Annotated in this window: 18 protein-coding genes and 1 tRNA gene; 7 read left to right on the top strand and 12 right to left on the bottom strand. The window is 54.9% G+C overall.

The features are described from left to right. Positions 1–3: 3 nt before the first annotated feature. Positions 4–219: a hypothetical protein gene (locus tag OU421_RS03920; protein WP_268187304.1), complete on the bottom strand. Its 216-nt coding sequence runs from the start codon at positions 217–219 to the stop codon at positions 4–6. Positions 220–273: 54 nt separating this feature from the next. Next, complete coding sequence (locus OU421_RS03915) at positions 274–492, bottom strand: hypothetical protein (protein WP_268187303.1); 219 nt, start codon at positions 490–492, stop codon at positions 274–276. A 180-nt stretch (positions 493–672) separates the two neighbouring features. Between OU421_RS03915 and OU421_RS03910 the strand changes: the two genes are divergently transcribed. Further along, the gene (locus OU421_RS03910) at positions 673–1,491 is read left to right on the top strand and encodes an amino acid kinase family protein (protein ID WP_326493522.1); all 819 of its coding nucleotides are present in this window, start codon (positions 673–675) and stop codon (positions 1,489–1,491) included. On the opposite strand, the gene OU421_RS03905 is transcribed toward OU421_RS03910, so the two are convergent. Next, the gene (locus tag OU421_RS03905; protein WP_268187302.1) at positions 1,488–2,882 is read right to left on the bottom strand and encodes a P-loop domain-containing protein; all 1,395 of its coding nucleotides are present in this window, start codon (positions 2,880–2,882) and stop codon (positions 1,488–1,490) included. The two genes, OU421_RS03910 and OU421_RS03905, sit on opposite strands and share 4 nt — an antisense overlap. A gap of 152 nt (positions 2,883–3,034) precedes the next feature. Here OU421_RS03905 and OU421_RS03900 point away from each other — a divergent pair, with 152 nt between their 5' ends. Both OU421_RS03900 and OU421_RS03895 read left to right on the top strand, forming a co-directional pair. Further along, on the top strand, positions 3,035–3,811 hold the full coding sequence (locus OU421_RS03900; protein WP_268187301.1) for an MBL fold metallo-hydrolase: 777 nt from the start codon (positions 3,035–3,037) through the stop codon (positions 3,809–3,811). 7 nt (positions 3,812–3,818) lie between these two features. Next, positions 3,819–5,459 (top strand): ATP-dependent DNA ligase, encoded by a 1,641-nt coding sequence (locus tag OU421_RS03895; protein WP_268187300.1) that lies wholly within the window; start codon positions 3,819–3,821, stop codon positions 5,457–5,459. Here OU421_RS03895 and OU421_RS03890 read toward each other — a convergent pair. From OU421_RS03890 to serA, 9 genes are all read right to left on the bottom strand, one after another. Beyond that, positions 5,452–6,213 (bottom strand): hypothetical protein, encoded by a 762-nt coding sequence (locus OU421_RS03890; protein ID WP_268187299.1) that lies wholly within the window; start codon positions 6,211–6,213, stop codon positions 5,452–5,454. The genes OU421_RS03895 and OU421_RS03890 overlap by 8 nt on opposite strands. Before the next feature lie 41 nt (positions 6,214–6,254). Next, complete coding sequence (locus OU421_RS03885; protein WP_268187298.1) at positions 6,255–7,421, bottom strand: hypothetical protein; 1,167 nt, start codon at positions 7,419–7,421, stop codon at positions 6,255–6,257. After that, positions 7,418–8,446, bottom strand: coding sequence for a DUF2117 domain-containing protein (locus OU421_RS03880; RefSeq protein WP_268187297.1), 1,029 nt, complete (start codon positions 8,444–8,446; stop codon positions 7,418–7,420). The genes OU421_RS03885 and OU421_RS03880 overlap by 4 nt, the downstream gene beginning before the upstream one ends. 53 nt (positions 8,447–8,499) lie before the next feature. Further along, positions 8,500–8,694, bottom strand: a complete 195-nt coding sequence (locus tag OU421_RS03875; RefSeq protein ID WP_268187296.1) for a zinc ribbon domain-containing protein — start codon at positions 8,692–8,694, stop codon at positions 8,500–8,502. A gap of 55 nt (positions 8,695–8,749) precedes the next feature. Further along, entirely contained in the window at positions 8,750–9,433 is a 684-nt protein-coding gene (locus OU421_RS03870) for a hypothetical protein (protein WP_268187295.1), read from the bottom strand. Between the two features lie 20 nt (positions 9,434–9,453). Next, positions 9,454–10,611 carry a glycosyltransferase family protein gene (locus tag OU421_RS03865; protein ID WP_268187294.1) on the bottom strand — a complete coding sequence of 386 codons (1,158 nt, stop codon included), beginning with the start codon at positions 10,609–10,611 and terminating at the stop codon, positions 9,454–9,456. Between the two features lie 87 nt (positions 10,612–10,698). Next, on the bottom strand, positions 10,699–11,205 hold the full coding sequence (locus tag OU421_RS03860; protein WP_268187293.1) for an SAM-dependent methyltransferase: 507 nt from the start codon (positions 11,203–11,205) through the stop codon (positions 10,699–10,701). A 166-nt stretch (positions 11,206–11,371) separates the two neighbouring features. Then, positions 11,372–11,445, bottom strand: a tRNA-Val gene (locus tag OU421_RS03855). 101 nt (positions 11,446–11,546) lie between these two features. Continuing rightward, positions 11,547–13,136 (bottom strand): phosphoglycerate dehydrogenase, encoded by a 1,590-nt coding sequence (serA, locus tag OU421_RS03850; protein ID WP_268187292.1) that lies wholly within the window; start codon positions 13,134–13,136, stop codon positions 11,547–11,549. Positions 13,137–13,382: 246 nt separating this feature from the next. Here serA and ppsA point away from each other — a divergent pair, with 246 nt between their 5' ends. The 4 genes from ppsA to dph2 are packed head-to-tail and all read left to right on the top strand — an operon-like array spanning position 13,383 to position 18,208. Then, positions 13,383–15,641, top strand: a complete 2,259-nt coding sequence (ppsA, locus tag OU421_RS03845; RefSeq protein ID WP_268187291.1) for a phosphoenolpyruvate synthase — start codon at positions 13,383–13,385, stop codon at positions 15,639–15,641. Then, entirely contained in the window at positions 15,642–16,739 is a 1,098-nt protein-coding gene (gene mfnA / locus OU421_RS03840; RefSeq protein ID WP_268187290.1) for a tyrosine decarboxylase MfnA, read from the top strand. Beyond that, positions 16,732–17,283, top strand: coding sequence for a hypoxanthine/guanine phosphoribosyltransferase (gene hpt, locus OU421_RS03835; RefSeq protein WP_268187289.1), 552 nt, complete (start codon positions 16,732–16,734; stop codon positions 17,281–17,283). The genes mfnA and hpt overlap by 8 nt, the downstream gene beginning before the upstream one ends. Next, the gene (gene dph2, locus OU421_RS03830; RefSeq protein WP_268187288.1) at positions 17,261–18,208 is read left to right on the top strand and encodes a diphthamide biosynthesis enzyme Dph2; all 948 of its coding nucleotides are present in this window, start codon (positions 17,261–17,263) and stop codon (positions 18,206–18,208) included. Before hpt ends, dph2 begins: the two co-directional genes overlap by 23 nt.

The following is an 18,208-nucleotide window of genomic DNA, read 5'->3' as shown; positions in this document are numbered from 1 at the left end:
TGGTTAGTCCAGGCTTTTCCCGGATTCGTCAGACGCATGTTCAAGTATGACAATCTCAGCACCGGTGTCGGAAGCAATCATCTCAAGTTCTTTTTTCCGGAAATGAGTGGCCCGAACTTTAATTTTCTCTTCACTGTCTCCGGTGACTGCAACAACCCTGAACATTGGCTGTTTTACTCCTTCTCCGACTTTTTGTCGTGGACGTACATAAATTTTCATCGTGTTCCCCTCTTCGCCGCATATACGGACGATTCAAAATAGGTGATAAGATATTTATGACTTGTTGCTGCCTTCACCGGTGCCGCGGGGAGACTCCAGGTACACCAGTGTGGCACTGCAGTCCTCTGCAATCTGTTCCAGTTCAGATTTGCGCAGGTGCTTTGCCCGGAATTTGATTTTTTCTGTTGCATCACCGGTGGTGGCAACGACCTTGAATTTCGGCTGGCGGACGCCTTCGCCGACTTTTGTGCGTGCCCGAACATAGATTTTCATTGTTTTCACATCCTGCAGTGATATAACATCTGATATATCAGCTGATATATGCTTAGTGGTTGGCTATGGTATATATATTTTCATAAACCGGCAGCGGTAGTTGATCCGGCACACCGCTCATATGAAAACAGGTCTGGGAGAACAGGAAATCTTTATTCATATAAGATAAATCTCTGATACATGAGTACCATGAAGAAACGCCGCGAAATAAAGAACAAATTACAGGGAGAAACACTGGTACGCAGATCTCTTGAGTACGGAGAGAACCAGGATCGTATCGTGCGGATAGCACCCAACCTGAATGTGGTTAAGATCGGCGGCCACGGAACGGTGGACTTTGGTTCAAAGGTGCTGTTGCCGATTCTGGATGAAATCCGTCAGCTCAAGGAACAGTATGAGATGCTTGTCGTGGTGGGCGGTGGTGTTCGTGTCCGTCATGTGATGGACATCGGCATTGATCTTGGGATGCCGACCGGGATTCTTGCTGAACTGACAGGGGATGTGAGCACGCAGAATACCAAGATGGTTGCGGCCCTGCTCGCTGAAGACGGTGGTATCCGCGTTGAAGTGGACGAAATTATGGACCTCCCGATGCTGATGAGAATGGGCCTTCTTCCGGTGATGGCCGGCACCCCGCCCTACAGCTACTTCGAAGAACCTTCGCCCGGGACAGTCATCCCGCAGCACAGGACTGACACCGGAGCATTCCTCGCCGCCGAGGTTATCGGGGCAAAGTCCTGCACCCTGCTGAAGAATGTTGACGGACTCTTCACCGAAAACCCGTTCATCAATCCGGAAGCAGAACTCATAAAAGAGATCTCGGCAGAAGAACTCCTTGACATGAAGATGGATGATATGGTCCTGGAACGCAAGGTTGTCGAACTTCTGGTAAATGCCAAAAATATCCGGGAAGTACGTATCATCAACGGGCATGAGCGTGGCACTCTGGAACGTGCCCTCAAGGGGGAAAACCCCGGCACTCTCATCACGGCGGATTAAATCCGCGGTGTCCCTTTTTCTTCGTTCAGCGATGCGAGCATCTCCCTGAGATGGTCCTGCAGGTGTGCCCGGAATTCCTGTGGCGGTACGGCATCTGCCGCGTGATCTTTCAGCCGGATAATTACATCCGCCCGGGCGACAAGCATATCCGATGAGCCTGCCGCAAAGATCAGTGCAGTCTCACCCAGCGCCTCACGATTATGGTGGAGGACCTCTGAGAGAGGGGTAACATCCTCTGTCTGAAACGAGGAGGGGATCAGCAGATTGTTAGCTGCGGTATCCTCATCAAAGAGAATGGCAGGAGCCTTGCGGGCGCAGGCACGGACACATTCGTAGGCCATCACCAGTGATCCGCTGCCTGCACCGTACGCCATCTTCGGGGTGCCGTTTACCCCCGGGGGAAGGCTCTTAAAAAAGAGGCTGACGTCTGCCCCTTTGAGGCCGTATGCTCCGGCAGCAATCCGTTCAATGCCACGGCGGGTGACAATGCCTTCCCGTCCGTCACCGGGTGCATGGTCGTCTACCCCTGAGAGAATGCCATGGATGATGGTTGTCTTTCCTTCCGCATTGGAACCGATGATGGCAACTGCCTCCCGCCTGCGGATGGCAAAGCCGGTGAGGCTTCCCCCACTCCCCTCGCAGTCAAATTCCGCTGGTGTGAGTGTTTCCGGGCAGAAAAAGGGGATATGCACTCCTTCTTTCGGGCCTGCGATGCGGTAGTGATTTCGCACCTCCGTCTCCTTTCGTGCCATCAGGCTGCCATCCGCGATAAACGTGATGATGCCCTCCTCAGGCAGTCTCTGGCGCAGGGATTTCTGGTCAATGGCCGTGAGGACTGCTGTTTCCACCTGACGGGGGGAAACTGACGCTTCGGCATCACCGATGGCGTCGCAGAGGTCCCGGAGTTTCTCACGCACGTCATGCTGTGCCGGGACGGTGGGCGGCCCCGGGTACGGGAGTGCTCCCCGCACCAGGATATGCAGACCGAACGCGTCCAAAAAATTGTTTCTATCCGGTTTCCAGAGCGCCTCCCCCATGCCGTCCGGTGTGCAGATGAGGGTGCAGGGTTCGGTGTGGGCAATGCAGTGCCGGGGATGACGGGTTCCCCTGCCGCCCACCGGTGCGAGTGCCGGGATGCGGGGAACCTGTGTTTTGATATGCTCCAGCGCTGCCCAGACTGCCCCGTCCTGTCCGCGACTGTCGGGGCAGGCTGTTTTTGATACACTCTCCGTGACGAGAAGCGGGAGACAAAATCGCAGTTCATCGCGGCTATGGGAACGGACACAGTAGGCATTTGCGCCGTACGTGATGTGTTTCATATCGGGGCCTGCCCTGCACCCGGTGAGTGTTGGTATGATAGCTTTCAGGGCAGCGTTCCATGTCTCCGTCATTCTGTGCCTCGGTTTCCAGTTATTTTCAATAATTGACCAAACAGAGAAAAAAGATATCTGTGGTACCGTTTCGGCATGCATGGGGTGCATGCGGGATGGTAATACTAGCAGAGAGGTGACTTTTACCATCATGTGAGCCAAACATATTGGCAATGAAGGTTACCGTCCTTGCAAGCGGCAGCAAAGGAAACAGCATCTACATTGAAGGGAACGGTGGCGCCCTTCTTGTGGATGCAGGCATCAGCAGTCGCCGAATCCGGTCATCTGTTGCGGCCTGCGGCGGAGACATCACCTGTTTGGAAGGGCTCTGTATTACCCACGAGCACTCGGACCATATCCGGGGCGTGGATGTCTTTACCCGCCAGTGCCCGGTGTCCGTCTTCGGCACCGGTGGAACGCTTGCCGGGGTGAAAGAAACCCTGAAATCCCCGAAATCAGCTGACCTTCGCCGGGTCACGCCGGGAGAGACATTTTATACCGATACATTCTCAGTGACTTCGTTCTCCACCTCACACGACGCAGCGGACCCGACAGGATTCTGTATCTCAGATGGTGAGGTGACAGTGGGTGTCTGCACAGATACCGGGATGGTGACTCCCGCAATGATGACGTATCTCTCCCGCTGTGACTGTCTCGTCCTTGAGAGCAATCATTGTCCGGTGATGCTTGAAAACGGGCCGTATCCGGTATTTCTGAAACGCCGGATTGCAGATAAAAATCGCGGTCATCTATCCAATCGGGCGGCGTCAAATGTCCTTAGTGAACTCTGCTCTGATCTCTCGGCAGCAGTTCTCGCCCATCTCTCTGAAGAGAACAATACGCCGGAGAAAGCCCTTGGAACTGCCCGCGAAACACTTGCGCTCTTCTCTCATGATGTAGAACTGGAAGTCGGGCTTCAGCATGCCGCGACCCGGACCGTTGAGGTGTGATATAAATATGGATTTTCTGGATTTTTCTCACATATGTGATGCACTGGAAGGAACCGCCGGACGGCTCGATATGACGTCAATCGTACAGGATGTTCTGCCGAAACTGGATGAGGAGGATATTCCCCTTTTTATCCGCTACCTGATGGGACGGCCCTTCCCGGACTGGAGCCCGCAAAAGATCGGGATCGGCCCGAACAGTGTCTATGATGCAGTCGCCTATGTGGCAGGCAGGGATCGCCGGGCGGTTGTCGCTGCCGTCAATCGCAGTGGAGATCCCGGCCGGGCGGTTGAGGAGCTGCTTGCAAAAAAAGAGCAGATGTCCTTTTTTTCCGAGTCACTGACACTAACTGAGATCGGGCGTGACTTCACACTCCTTGCTGCAACCGGCGGCACCAAATCCCAGAAGGAGAAGGACCGGGTACTCCGCAGGCTCTTTGGGAACGCTTCCCCCCTCGAAGGACGATACCTTGCCCGCCTGCTTCTGGGGGAACTCAGGATCGGTATCGGAGAGGGGACAATGCGGGATGCCATTGCAGGGGCCTTTGGAGTGAATCCTGCCGCTGTAGAGCATGCCCATCAGGCGGCAAATGATCTGGGAGAGGTGGCACTCCTCGCACGCACCGGTGAGGACGCCCTGTATGCCGTCCATATCGAGCCGTTCCGTCCGGTGAAGATGATGCTTGCCAAACAGGGAACTGTCACGGATATGCTCCGTGAAGCGGGCACCATCGCTGCTGAATACAAATATGACGGCACGCGGTTCCAGTTCCATAAATCGGGTGGTGTCTGCCGGATGTACTCCCGGAGGCTGGAAGAGGTAACCCATGCGATTCCCGATGTGGTGGCAATGCTTGATGCAGCGACACCTCACGACATCATCCTCGATGGAGAGGTTATTGCTGTCCGTGACGGTCGCCCACTCCCTTTCCAGTATGTACTCCGCCGCTTCCGCCGCAAACATAATGTTGACTCCCATATTGAGGAGATTACCCTTGCCCCGAATATTTTTGACATTCTCTGGGTGGATGGTGAGACGCTCATTGACCTTCCCTTCACAGAACGCCGGAAACGACTGGAGGCGGCTGTATCTGACACCTATGTTGCGCCGCAGCTGGTGAGTGGGGATGAAGACGAGATTGCCGCACTCTACCGCAGAGCACTCGAAGAAGGGCACGAAGGCATTATGATCAAAGACCCCCGCTCCCCGTATACTCCGGGTGTGCGTGGCAAACTCTGGGTGAAGATCAAACCAGCGGTGGACACCATTGATCTGGTGGTCACCGGCGCGGAGTGGGGTGAAGGAAAACGGGCGCATATCTTTGGGTCATTTCTTCTCTCCTGTCTGGGTGAGGATGGGTCATTCATCCCGCTCTCCAAGGTGGCGACCGGATTTTCCGATGAGGCTCTGCAGGAGATGTATGCAGCCCTCTCTGATCTTGTCATCTCAGAAGAGGGAAAAATGGTCCGTGTCGAGCCGCAGATTGTGGTGGAAGTGGGCTATGCGGAAATTCAGAAGAGCCCGAATTACACCGGCGGATTTGCCCTGCGGTTCCCCCGGTTTATCCGGATGCGGGATGATAAAAGCCCGGAGGAGATAGAGTCCCTCCGGATGATTGAAGAACGGTTTGCGGCCCAGTCCGCTAGGTGAGAGAGACGATGCGGTATTCCTGCCGCTCCCGGTCACCCTCGACATAGGCATAGTAGTCGTCCTCTGTGCCGCGGAGTTTGCCGAAATCCACCTCTCCCATAATATCCGTGTATTTGATCATCATCAGGGTGCCTTCTTTTGTCTCCAGATGGATTTTTCCGTCTGAGAGTGGCTCTTTGGTGTCCCAGAATGTGACACGGAATTTAAGTCTGGAGTATTCCACCTGTCCTTTACTCACTTCGCTGTCCAGCTCCGGTGATGCCTGAATGTGATATGCCCCTTTCTCTTTTTCCACCAGTTCAGTGTCACGCACAAAGACCAGGATGTATAATCCGACCAGATAGAGCAGAAGTCCCGCCGCACCGACGATAATGATGCCAAAAACCATTTCCGGGAAGTAATACCGGAATGTCTGGACCGTATAGATGAACGCATCTATCTGGACATATGGCTCAATGAGTACAATAAAATCAATTATCAGAAGAAACGTCCCGACAATCAGGTAGAGAATGGCAAGAATAAATCCCAGGGATTTGGTGACCTGATTCACTTTGGTTCGCCGTGCATTTCGCTTACCAATGAAGTAGGCGATCACGATGAATACCGCTACCAGAATGAGTGACGCAATCATAATCTGCAGATACTGGTTCGCACTCAGCCCGCTCGAGACATAGTCCATATTCGATGCCTGGACAGGCGCAGCGAGTGCTGTGAAAACCCCCGTTCCAAGCAATGCACCCAAACACATATTCATAGAAATAATGCTTCTGGTTTGAGGTATATAATTCTCGTGATTTATGAAAAATAATCAAAAAGGGTTTTTTGAGTTTTAATTTCTGTGAGAAGGGTGCTGTGGTGTTCCCAGGTACTATTGCCGAGGATTGCTGTCGCAAATGCCTTTGCACCGGAAAGGTCTTCGAAGGTAGTGGGCGGCTGTGCCATTGCCTGGCGTGCGGCTTCCCGGATGACCCATGTGCCGAGAGGGGCCCAGTATGACCCGGCAACACTCCGGATGACAATGGCCCGCGCCGACCTGCCTGCAGTGCGGAGATAGTCGAGGACGGCAAGGCGGGCGGAGTAGTAGGCGCCTGCGATGGGAGAATACCCTTTTTTTCCCTTTCTGCTCTCTCCATCGGTCATGATGGCGCCCGCATGCCCTCCCCACATACTGCCTGCCTGCCAGTGCTCGATCATCTCATAGCGGAAATCACCGGGAGTAAGGATGCAGACGATGGTGTTCCCGTGCAGAGTAGCGGCGAAGACGAGATACTCGTCCAGTGCACTGTTGCGGGAAACAACCGTCTTGCAGGCCTTTCCCAACATGTCGTCCGTTGCAGTGATGCTCCAGCGGGTGGGGACCACCTTGCGCTGTTTGCCCAGAAGACCGGCACTGAGGAGCTGGGAGACCTGGTGCACGCCCACCCCGTCCCGGTAGAGGTCCCATACCGCGTCGGCGGCTAACAGATCCGTGTCACTCACTGCCCTGTCAACCGGGCGGGGGGTTTTGGCGTTATCCAGAACATCGATTTTTCTCATATCTCCCGTGAGGCCGACCGGGGCAATGGTACCGTCAAACCGGAGGTCAAATGCGACCGGCCTGGTGAAGGCGACCTCCACATCAAGGGGGGTGGCAGAGAGGGCAATCTCCTGCATGGCATCCGCACCGCGGGAGGCGCCTGCGGTGTTCCCCCGGATGGTCCGGGACCGGACACCGACGATATCATCGATGGTGTATGCCTTCTCTACCCAGATCTCCGGGTTGTCGCTCTCACCGATCAGGAGCGGACCGCCTGTCACTTTTGGATAGCCATGTGCCCCGACAAATACCGATGGTGCACCGCCCATATAGGAGTCGGATGGTTTTACCCGGACGGAGGAATGAAACCGCTCCATCACCGGACAGCGGGGCAGGCCGCACATCCCTTTGCCCTTGCACTGTGAACACAGCTGGCCGGGCTTCACCGGGCATCCCTCACGATACGGATGTCGGGGCGGGAGCGGAGGGTGGACGACACCCAGCAGTCCCAGTGGCAGGGTGCCGGGGGGATTGTCCCTGCAATTTCGAGGCCCTTTTCATCATCCCGTCCCTCTGTAACCTCTACAATCACGGAACCTTCACAGCAGGAGTGGTCGACAACCGTGTCAGCGTCGCCATCAGTCACCCCGAAGACCGGGATGCCAAGGTGGGCACAGATATGACCGCAGACAGCGGTGGTATCATCTCCAATTGAGATGACACCACAGGTTCCCGGATTCACCTGCGCGTAGATGTCACAGGCGGCATGGTCGATCACCGCAATGTGGCCCACGGGACTGCGCCGCTCTGCCACATGAGCCGCCTGTGATCGTACCGGACCTGACTTACACCATGCACGTGACAGATCCACCGGCCCTTTCCTGAGGAGCTTTTCGATCCCGTGGTCCTTGAGGATGATGCCGGATACGGCCAGAATCCCTCCGTTTTCCGGTGCAAGAACAGCAGTATCAGCAGTTGCATGGCCGATAACGATACCATTGGTAAAGACTGGTTCGCCCGGTCTGCACCCGCGGATTTCCCGTGTGTTCCCGTGCCCTGCACGTCTGTCTGCGGTCATGAACACCGCTTCAAACCCCAGGCGCCGCGCTGCCTCCCTCGTACGGCAGGGATCTGCACCATTCCATCCGTAGACTGTCCTGCTGCTGCATTCGATATGGCAGAGCGGCCGGTCAGAGCGGGATGCGACAATCCGTCCGAATTCCTCACCTGATGCGGGTGTTTTGCCCCGGTTGAGCAACCATGCGTCTGCCCCCGGAGGCAGGTGCCGGACAACCAAAGATGGCGGCCGTGCATTGAATCGGCATGGGAATCCCGACTCCTCTGCTGCCGTCCGTGCCATCACGCCGGCAACGATAACTTCCTTTGGGAGAAGTGCTTCGCTAACTGTGACGATTTCGCCTGTATCAAAGACCTCCGGTCCGTGGGCGATGATGGTACACCCGTCAGGCATTGTGCTCTCTCCTGCAGTACGGTTTGTGTGGTTCGGTATTTTGGTCATAGGGTTTAGAAGAATGGTTCGCGAGTCTTCATCCCGATATCAAAGCGGGAATGGCAGTTTGGACAGATGTATATGATATCATAGCCGATGCCGTCAACGGAACGCAGAAGCGCGGTATGGAAGGCATCGGTATAGCCGCAGACAGGGCAGATGCGGAATTCGTCCCCGACCTCGACCCTGTGAATATTCTCGCGGTCCATACACCAGCGTTGGTTGACGCAGGAAAAAATGGTTATGGTGCTGTCCGGCAGGTACTCAGATAACCGAATATTTTCCGATAGCAGGGGTGAGTGTCCCGTCTGCCGTCTGCCATCCATCTCCATGTGGTTCTTCTGTCAGGGTAAGCGAGTCGGTGAATGAATTTCCGGAGTCTACCGGATATCTCCATGTATTGGTACCATCCAGACGGACAGTGATGCCCATTCCTTCTGTTCCGGGCATTTCATAGGTGGTGTATAGTGATGAGGTGTACTGCATTACGCCAGATTCCCGTGTCATATCCTCCTTTGGGCGAAGCAGCAGGGTTTTTTCTGCCGGGTTTGCCGTATCGATAAGGGAGGAGGTGAAGACTGTAGCTCCGAAGATGACCGGCCCGTCCGCAAAGGAGAGGGACGGTGCGGTGACCTTCAGGAATACCGCATCTCCCGTGCCCACCTCTTCTGTTGTCCAGTCAGCCAGGATACCTTCTCCTTCACCACAGAGAATCGCATCTCCCACAGGGGAGTCTCCACCTGCTGAGGGCAGGGGGATCATGAGAGTCACATTTTCTGCAGTCCCTGTTCCGGTAAGGGTCACGTTATATTGGTAACTACTCGTGATCTGAATGCCTGCCGCCCGAAACCCGTCCGGGTAGTCCATTCCGGCAATGATGATCAGGGCATTAATTCCGATACAGAATATGAGAGTGATTCCAATGAGTATTTTCCAACCGTCATCCATGGTGATTCTGTCTGAGAGTTTCACCGTGGATGACGTAAGGTTTCCTGAATTTCTTTCCAGAGATTCATTCTTCCGTTCTCTGCGGCATAATTTGCTGAGAAGTCGGGCACTGTGAGACGCCGTGCCTCCTCAATGGCCGCCTCCAGACGGTCAGCATCTGCCTCATCCCCCCGGATAATCACACCTGCCCCCATCTCGATAATGGCGCGGGCGTTATTCCCCTGTTCGGGGTGGTGCGGGTCGATGATCATCACCACCGGTTTCCCAAAGAAGAGCGCTTCGTGCAGGGTGGTGAGACCACCGTGGAGGATGGCAACCTCTGCACAGCAGAGGTGGGAGAGCAGGTCCGGCACGTACCCGTGGGTGCGGAAGTTATCTGTTGTATCCGGCAATCCCGGCACCTGGGCAAAGACCTCGAATGCAAGGTCGCTCCTTCTTCCGGCTATCTCTGCCAGGTGACGATACAGGGGAATCTTGAACGGTTCCCCGCCAAATGATGCAAAGATGGTCTTTTCTGTGCATGGATACTCGGCACGGGAGATATCGATGAGTGGGCCGGTGAACCGGTACTGGTCCTCCCGTCCGGAGGGGATATCGATATTGTACCGGCTTACCGTCACAGGCGGGGCAAAGTCGGGAATGATAACTTTGTCCGGGAGGGTGAGGTACCACGAAACCAGCCGGCCCAGGGCTGCCCATCCATTCTCCCCGCCGCCGGCAAGCGTGGAGAAGCGGTTCTGGTTGGTAATAAAGAGCACCGGCAGACCATCGCGCCGGGCGGCTTCTACCGGGGCATACATCGTGTCTGCGATGACAATGTCGGGTTGTATTTCTGCAATCAGGGCCTGTGCCTGCCGGTATGACCGTGCAAGGTCGCGGGGAACGGCCTTTGAATTCCAGAGAGTCTTTCTGATACAGAACAGTCCCATATTCCCTGCAAGAGTCACTTCCCGGGGAATCGTGCACAGACGCGGCCATCCTGATTTGGTGAGGAAGGCATGGGACTGTCCGTATGCGGCAAGATGGCAGAGGGCACCCTGTGCCTCACAGTACTGTGCTGCCTTCAGGCAGCGGGAGGTGTGGCCAAGTCCCTCTCCACAGACAAAGAAGAGGATAACCGGGTAACCGGGCTCTCCAGCCGGTGGGTGGGGCTGCCGGTGGTGGTGTGTCTCTGCCATACGCAATACTTCGCTCCGGTATTTTTCCTGTATATCCGTAGGGAATACCATCAGAAAAGAAGCACGGTCGGGGTACGGTGACTACTGTCACGGTCTGAACGTGAACTCCGCTGCCCAGTCAAATGATGCGTTCTCCTCGTACCATGCAGGCCAGTGCGCCGACCACTCGGGCACACGGACATCCCTGACCCGTTCGGTGCACGGGAGATACGGTTTGATATCGAGCACCGGTGTATTGTCATCGGCATCGATGAAGGCCACCGTGATGATGCCCGTCTCGTGATCGATATCCAGAACCGGCACAACAGTCACTGCGATGGGGTTGGGCCGCACCGGGGAGCGGGTGGCGAAGATGCCGATGGTCTCCGGGCCGTGTGTGTAGGGCTTTGTGCAGATGGTCTCATGTCGGTTCTCCCTGGTATCTGCATTGGTGCCCCACCACACTACCAGGATGTGACTGAATGCCTCCAGCCCCTGAAGGGCCGGGCGGAATGGTTCTGCCACTTCAATTGAGAATGTATTGCCATCGGTATGCACCGCACCAATTGGTTTCAGGATGAATTCCTGTATCTCCATCGGTTTTCCGGACTCCAAAATGAACTGCCCCCTGGTTATGCAAGACTCGTTCTGGCTTAATGCTCGGTTTTCAGGGATATATTTTTTGGACACTGTGTCTTGATTGAGAAATGATGGGTTATAGAATTCTCTCTTAAAACATTCTACAAAATTCACACAACACACGAAACAAAAGAAGAATGTATGGGCCCGCTGAGATTCGAACTCAGGACCTCCGCCATGTCAAGGCGACGTCATAACCAGCTAGACCACGAGCCCTTGTGCCTACATACCTTGGTCGCAGGATTATAAAAAATATTGGTTTTGTTTCCGCCATCCGCCCGTTTTCGGGGCATAGAACCGGTTCTGTGTTCTTCTTTTCAGATATGCGCGAAGCGTGCAGTGGATACGCCGTCGATCTTGACGATCTGCTCCATTGCTTCAGCCGGGACTTCCGCATCCACGTTCAGGACCATGATGGCTTCCTGTCCGGGTTCGTTGCGGCCGACCTGCATGCCTGCGATATTGACATTATACTTGCCGATGATGGTTGCGAACTGTCCGATGACACCCGGCACGTCACGGTGACGTGAGATGACCACATCGCCGCCCGGTGTCATGTCGGTCATGTACTCGCCAATGGCAACGATGCGAATCTTATCCGCGGAAGAGACATTGCCGGAGACGGACTCTTCCATCGTGTCGGTCTTTATGGTGAATGTCATGATGTTGGTGAATCCCTTTGATTCTGTCGTGATGCTTTCGCTCACACGGATGCCGCGTTCTGTTGCCGCAAGTTCTGCGTTCACAATATTGACCGGTTCCTGCAGAATCGGGTCAAGCATGCCCTTGAGTGCGAGGCGGGTGATGTATTTGGTATTTCGACCGAAATCTGCCGCCTTGCCGCCGTACTCGATCTCAATGGACTCGATTCTGCCGTCGATAAGCTGGATTAAGAGTTTCCCCATCTTCTGTGCCAGCTGTGCATACGGCTCGATTCTTTCCTGCAGGTCAAGAGGGACCATCGGTGCGTTCACCACAAAGCGTGCTGAACCGCCCTCAAGGACCTCGATGCACTGTTTTGCAACCGAGACTGCAACATTTTGTTGCGCTTCAACGGTTGATGCGCCAAGGTGCGGAGTGGTGATGACCTGCGGGAGTGCGACAATGCGCTGGCCTTCCGGCGGTTCATTCTCATAAACATCGAGTGCTGCCCCTGCTATCTTACCTGCCTCAATGGCATCTGCGAGTGCCTCTTCGTCAATGATGCCGCCGCGGGCACAGTTGACGATGCGTACACCCGTCTTCATCTGCGCGATCGTGTCTTTGTTGATGAGATGCTTTGTCTCTTTCACAAGCGGAGTGTGAACCGTGATGAAGTCTGCCTGGGGGAAGAGTTCGTCCAGTGTGCAGACCTCGACACCGAGTTCTTTGGCCCGTTCTACATTGATGTACGGGTCGTAAGCGATACAACGCATCTCAAGAGCGTTTGCCCGCTTGGCAAGTTCCTGCCCGATTCTTCCAAATCCGACAATGCCCAGCACCTTGCTGTTGAGCTCAACGCCCATAAACTGTGAGCGTTTCCACTCACCTGCCTTCACAGACGCTGTCGCCTGCGGAATATTGCGCGAGAGTGACATCATCATGGCAAGTGTGTGCTCACAGGCGGCGAGGGTGTTGCCGGAGGGCGCGTTTGCGACGATGATGCCCTTGCCGGTTGCGGCATCAAGGTCAATATTGTCGACTCCTGCACCGGCACGTCCAATGAATTTCAGCTTTTCTGCTGCTGCAATCACGGTTGCGGTGACCTGTGTCCCGCTACGTACGAGCAGTCCGTCATATTTTCCGATGATCTCAATCAGTTCTTCTTCACTGAGACCGGTCTTCACATCGACATTGCAGTATTCACGAAGGATGTCGACACCTTCGTCTGCCAGTGGGTCACTGACCAGTACTGTAAAATCCGTCACTATTGTTCCCCGTTACTAGTTGGATTCTGCTGATATTCATGGTTTGCCCGGAAGTATCTGGTGATTGACCGAAGAGGGACATGGTATATGCGTTTGTGGGGGATACCACGCGGTAACATGACCGCCTATGGGTGAGGTTTATCCGGGCACTAGTCGTTAACTTGAATATCTTTCCGGGGGACACATATTCAATCATAGTGGTGCTCCTCCACGGTGGTATCAAAAAGATTCAGGTGACCTAAAAGCATGACAAAAGTCCCCAATATTCTGTGGCTTGCCGAGATTCAGAAAGAGGATGTCCCTTCCGTCGGTGGGAAGGGCGCATCTCTTGGAGAAATGACCTCCGTTGGTTTGCCGGTTCCTAATGCATTTGTGGTAACAGCACAGGCATTTCGCCGGTATATCGAGGGTGCAAAGATTGACAAAGAGATATTCTCCCGCCTTGCGGGCCTTGACGTTGAGAACGCGGATCTTCTTGAGAAGACAGCCGCCGATGTAAAAGGCATCGTCATGAAAGCGCCGGTGCCGGACGAAATCCGTGAGGAAATCATTCGTTCCTATGCAAAGATGGGAGATGATGTCGTGGTTGCTGTCCGTTCCAGTGCAACGGCAGAAGACCTTCCTGACGCCAGTTTTGCCGGTCAGCAGGATACCTATCTGAACATTAAGGGCGTGGACGCCCTTGTTGAGGCGGTTCAGATGTGTTGGGCCTCACTCTACGGTGCACGGGCAATCTACTACCGTGCAAAACAGGGATTCGATGACTCCATCGTTGATATTGCCGTCGTTGTGCAGCAGCTTGTTCGTTCCGAGAAGGCTGGTGTGCTCTTCTCTTCCCATCCGGTGACGGGTGAACCGACCTCAATTATTGAAGGTTCGTGGGGGCTGGGAGAGGCGGTTGTCTCCGGTACGGTCTCACCTGACAATTATATCTTTGACGCACGGGCGGGACGGGTTATCGACCGTTATATTGCGACCAAGAAAGTGGAGATTCTGCCGGACGGAGAACATGGGACGAAGGAAGTGCCAGTACCCCCGGAGCGTCAGGACATACCGGTGCTCTCTGATGACGAGATCGCAGCCCTTGCAAAGTTCGGGAAGGTGTCTGAAACACACTATGGTGTTCCACAGGATGTGGAGTGGAGCATCGTCGGTAACACCATCTATATCCTCCAGTCACGGCCTATTACTACCATTGCCGGAAACGCTGGTGTGACGCAGGAAACGGAGAGCAGCGGGGAAATCATCCTCGAGGGACAGGGTGCATCACCAGGTATAGCTACCGGTCGGGTTGTCCTGGTGAACACGGTAAAAGACCTCGGGCGTATCAATGACGGCGATATCATGGTCGCAAAGATGACCAATCCTGATATGGTGCCGGGTATGCGCAAGGTGAGTGCGATCATCACTGATGAAGGTGGTATGACCTGTCATGCGGCAATCGTCTCCCGTGAATTGGGTACTCCTGCTGTTGTCGGAACAAGGGATGCTACTCATGTGCTGAAAGAAGGGGACATTGTGACCGTCGACGGTGAGAAAGGCATTGTCTTTGACGGCGCGATTGCCCCGGTTCAGGATGAAGCCCCCGCCGTTGTGGTGGCTGCCGCAGCACCGATCATCACCGCAACCTCTGTCAAGGTGAATGTCTCCCTTCCCGAGGCTGCGGCACGGGCGGCTGCCACCGGTGCAGATGGTGTAGGCCTCCTGAGAATTGAGCATATGATCCTCGGCCTCAACAAGACCCCCGGATGGTATATCCGAAATAACCGCGAAGAGGAATTTGTCAAAGAGCTCTATGACGGCATTAAAGTGGTTCTGGACGCATTCCCCGGTAAACCGGTATGGGTCAGAACGCTTGACGCTCCCACAGATGAGTTCCGGAATATGGAAGGTGGAGAGGATGAGCCTGAGGAGCACAACCCGATGCTCGGATGGCGCGGCATCCGCCGTGACCTTCAGCAGACTGAGCAGTTCCGTCTGCAGGTTGAGGTCTTCAAGAGACTCTGGAGTGAGGGATACAGCAATATGGGTCTGATGTTCCCGCTTGTAGGCCACCCGAAAGAGTTCATCCAGGCAAAGCAGATGCTTGCGGGGTGGGGTGTGGATGTAGAGAACACCACCCTTGGAATCATGGTTGAGATTCCGTCCAGTGCCCTGATGATTGATGAGTTCATTGCAGCAGGGATCAACTTTGCATCCTTCGGCACCAATGACCTGATTCAGTATACCCTTGCAATCGACCGCAACAACCAGAACGTGGCGGATATGTACTTCCCGAAGCACCCGGCTGTTCTCAAACTTATTGAGTATGCCATCGGCAGATGCCGTGAAGGCGGGGTCGAATGCTCCATCTGCGGACAGGCAGGATCTGACCCTGAAATGGTTGAGTGGCTCATCAGAACCGGTATCACCAGTGTATCTTCAAATATCGACGCGGTTCAGAAGATCCGTGAGACTGCTGCCCGGACCGAGCAGCGGATGCTCCTTGATATGGCGAGACGATAAATGCGCAGCCACGGTATAGCAGAAGAGGAACTCTTCTCTTTTCTAACATCCGTTAAAGAGCGTGACCGGGTATATCGGAAAGTACTCAGTTCCATGTGCACGCTGCCTCATCCGGTGGCAGTGCGGGCCATGAACCTTTTTATTGAGTCAAACCTTGGAGATCCGGGTCTCTTTGAAGGGACTGCTTCTCTTGAGGCACTTCTTGTCGAACGGCTGGGGTCCCTGATGCACCTTCCCGGAGCGTGCGGATATGCGACATCGGGCGGCACAGAATCAAATCTTCAGGCCCTCAGGATGGCACGCAGAAACGCAGGGGTGCGCTCCCCGAATGTCATTGTGCCGGAGTCCGCCCACTTCTCGTTTGAGAAGGCATGTGAAATCCTCTCCCTTGAGATGCGTGTCGCCCCGTCATCAGATGGCTACCGGATGGACGCGGATGCGACCGCAGACCTCATGGATAAAAACACGGTTGCTGTGGTAGGAGTTGCCGGAACCACCGAGTACGGGGCGCTTGACCCGATTGCAGCCCTCGCTGATATCGCTCTTGACCGTGAGACGGCGTTTCATGTTGATGCCGCATTTGGCGGGCTTGTTCTGCCGTTTCTGCCGGATGCACCCGTCTTTGACTTTCAGCTGGAGGGTGTCACAAGCATCTCGGTTGACCCCCACAAGATGGGAATGTCCACGATCCCTGTTGGCTGCCTCTTAACCCGTGATCCTTCCATGCTCTGTTCCCTGAGTGTGGATACACCGTATCTGACGGTGAAACAGGAGTTTACGCTGGCAGGTACACGCTCAGGTGGGGCTGTTGTGGGTGCTCTTGCTGTCATCGAACACCTGGGCAGGGATGGCTTTACTGCTGTTGTAGCGGAGTGTATGGCGAATCATCACCGCCTCACGGATGGGATGGCAGCGCTGGGATATCCCGTTATCGGAGACCCGGAAGTGAATGTTGCGTCATTTGACTGTCCGGATACTCCGGAAGGGTGGCAGGTTTCCCGCACGCGTCATGGGCATATGAGAATTGTCTGTATGCCGCACATCACCACCACAATAATTGAAGAATTTCTAAAGGATATGGGCGATATGCATGTTTAATAAATTGGTTACTTCCCTTGAATCGTGTCCGATGGTACAGCGTGGTGAATATCATTACTTTATCCATCCGGTGAGCGATGGAGTGCCCCTTGTAGAACCCGCTCTTCTGCGGGAAGTTGCAATCGAGATGGTGCGGGTCTTAGACCTCACCCGGGTGAACAAGATTGTGGTGGCAGAGGCGATGGGCATCCACATCGGAGTGGCCCTTTCGCTTATCACCGATATTCCGCTCTGTATCGTCCGGAAACGGCATTATGACCTGCCGGGTGAGGTGGCACTTCACCAGTCCACCGGCTATTCCAAAGGTGAACTCTACCTCAATGGGATTGAGGAGGGCGACCGTGTTGTCATTGTTGATGATGTGCTCTCTACAGGTGGGACAATGAAGGCACTCCTCGAGGGCCTCGCAGTTGCGGGAGCCGAAGTGCGGGATGTCCTTGTTGTTATCAAACGTGGTGAGTGCGATATCGGACGGGACTATAAGGCACTCGTGGAAATCGAGGTCGATGAGTCAGGCGTGCATGTCAAAGATACTTTCTTCTGAAACATGGGACAGGCTCCGTGCATCCGGTGCCCGTACGGTAGCCCTCCAGTTTCCTGAGGGGCTCAAACGGCGGGCGCCGGAGACGGCCGCTGTTCTGAAAGAGGCAGGGTATGCGGTTGTGATCAGTGGAGACCCGTGCTATGGGGCCTGTGATCTCGCAACCGATGCGCTGGCCCTCGCCGATGTGCTCATTCATTTCGGGCATGCACCGGTGGATGACCATCCCGGTGTTATCTATGAATATGTACAGTTTGACTTTGACCCGGAGATGGCAACAAAAGCCATTGCCCTTCTGGATATAAAGCGCCCGGTCGGGCTTGTGACCACGGTCCAGCACGCTCACCTGACAGATGCAGTTGTCGCCGTCCTTGAGGCCAGCGGATTTCAGGTAGTGGTGGGAGAAGGTAATGCACGCACGCCATGCCGCGGCCAGGTGCTTGGATGCTCCTATGCCTCTGCCCGCGCGGCAGGCACCGACCAGTTTCTGTATGTCGGCACCGGGGTCTTCCATGCAATCGGTGTCGGGCTTGCCACCGGTGCCCGGGTAGTGGCGCTTGACCCCTATACCGGTACAGCCGAAGAGGCTGATTCATCGCGTCTCCTCCGCCGCCGGTTTGCCCAGATAGAAAAAGCACGGCAGGCGAAAACGGTGGGTATTCTTCTCAGCACCAAGACCGGTCAGCGACGGGAGGATCTGGCCCGGCACCTCGCGTCCCTCTCGCCTGTCGCAGACATCATCTGCATGCAGGAAGTCTCACCTGACTCGCTCCTCAACCTCGGGTATGAATGCTACGTCAATACCGCCTGCCCGCGTCTCGCCTATGACGATCAGGTGCGGTTTCCGGTGCCGGTTCTTTCACCGCCGGAGTATGAGATTGTGCAGGGCGTCCGTGACTGGGACGACTACATCATTGATGAGATATAA

This window comes from Methanogenium organophilum (assembly GCF_026684035.1).
GTDB classification, from domain to species: domain Archaea; phylum Halobacteriota; class Methanomicrobia; order Methanomicrobiales; family Methanomicrobiaceae; genus Methanogenium; species Methanogenium organophilum.
Note: the sequence above shows the minus strand (reverse complement) of the source record. Positions and strands in the feature narration are given on the sequence as shown.

Excerpts from the sequence above, each read along its gene's own strand:
- OU421_RS03920 (WP_268187304.1), bottom strand. The coding sequence starts at position 219 with ATGAAAATTTATGTACGTCCACGACAAAAAGTCGGAGAAGGAGTAAAA.
- OU421_RS03915 (WP_268187303.1), bottom strand. The coding sequence starts at position 492 with ATGAAAATCTATGTTCGGGCACGCACAAAAGTCGGCGAAGGCGTCCGC.
- OU421_RS03910 (WP_326493522.1), top strand. The coding sequence starts at position 673 with ATGAGTACCATGAAGAAACGCCGCGAAATAAAGAACAAATTACAGGGA.
- OU421_RS03905 (WP_268187302.1), bottom strand. The coding sequence starts at position 2,882 with ATGACGGAGACATGGAACGCTGCCCTGAAAGCTATCATACCAACACTC.
- OU421_RS03900 (WP_268187301.1), top strand. The coding sequence starts at position 3,035 with ATGAAGGTTACCGTCCTTGCAAGCGGCAGCAAAGGAAACAGCATCTAC.
- OU421_RS03895 (WP_268187300.1), top strand. The coding sequence starts at position 3,819 with ATGGATTTTCTGGATTTTTCTCACATATGTGATGCACTGGAAGGAACC.
- OU421_RS03890 (WP_268187299.1), bottom strand. The coding sequence starts at position 6,213 with ATGAATATGTGTTTGGGTGCATTGCTTGGAACGGGGGTTTTCACAGCA.
- OU421_RS03880 (WP_268187297.1), bottom strand. The coding sequence starts at position 8,446 with ATGCCTGACGGGTGTACCATCATCGCCCACGGACCGGAGGTCTTTGAT.
- OU421_RS03875 (WP_268187296.1), bottom strand. The coding sequence starts at position 8,694 with ATGGACCGCGAGAATATTCACAGGGTCGAGGTCGGGGACGAATTCCGC.
- OU421_RS03870 (WP_268187295.1), bottom strand. The coding sequence starts at position 9,433 with ATGGATGACGGTTGGAAAATACTCATTGGAATCACTCTCATATTCTGT.
- OU421_RS03865 (WP_268187294.1), bottom strand. The coding sequence starts at position 10,611 with ATGGCAGAGACACACCACCACCGGCAGCCCCACCCACCGGCTGGAGAG.
- ppsA (WP_268187291.1), top strand. The coding sequence starts at position 13,383 with ATGACAAAAGTCCCCAATATTCTGTGGCTTGCCGAGATTCAGAAAGAG.
- mfnA (WP_268187290.1), top strand. The coding sequence starts at position 15,642 with ATGCGCAGCCACGGTATAGCAGAAGAGGAACTCTTCTCTTTTCTAACA.
- hpt (WP_268187289.1), top strand. The coding sequence starts at position 16,732 with ATGTTTAATAAATTGGTTACTTCCCTTGAATCGTGTCCGATGGTACAG.
- dph2 (WP_268187288.1), top strand. The coding sequence starts at position 17,261 with ATGTCAAAGATACTTTCTTCTGAAACATGGGACAGGCTCCGTGCATCC.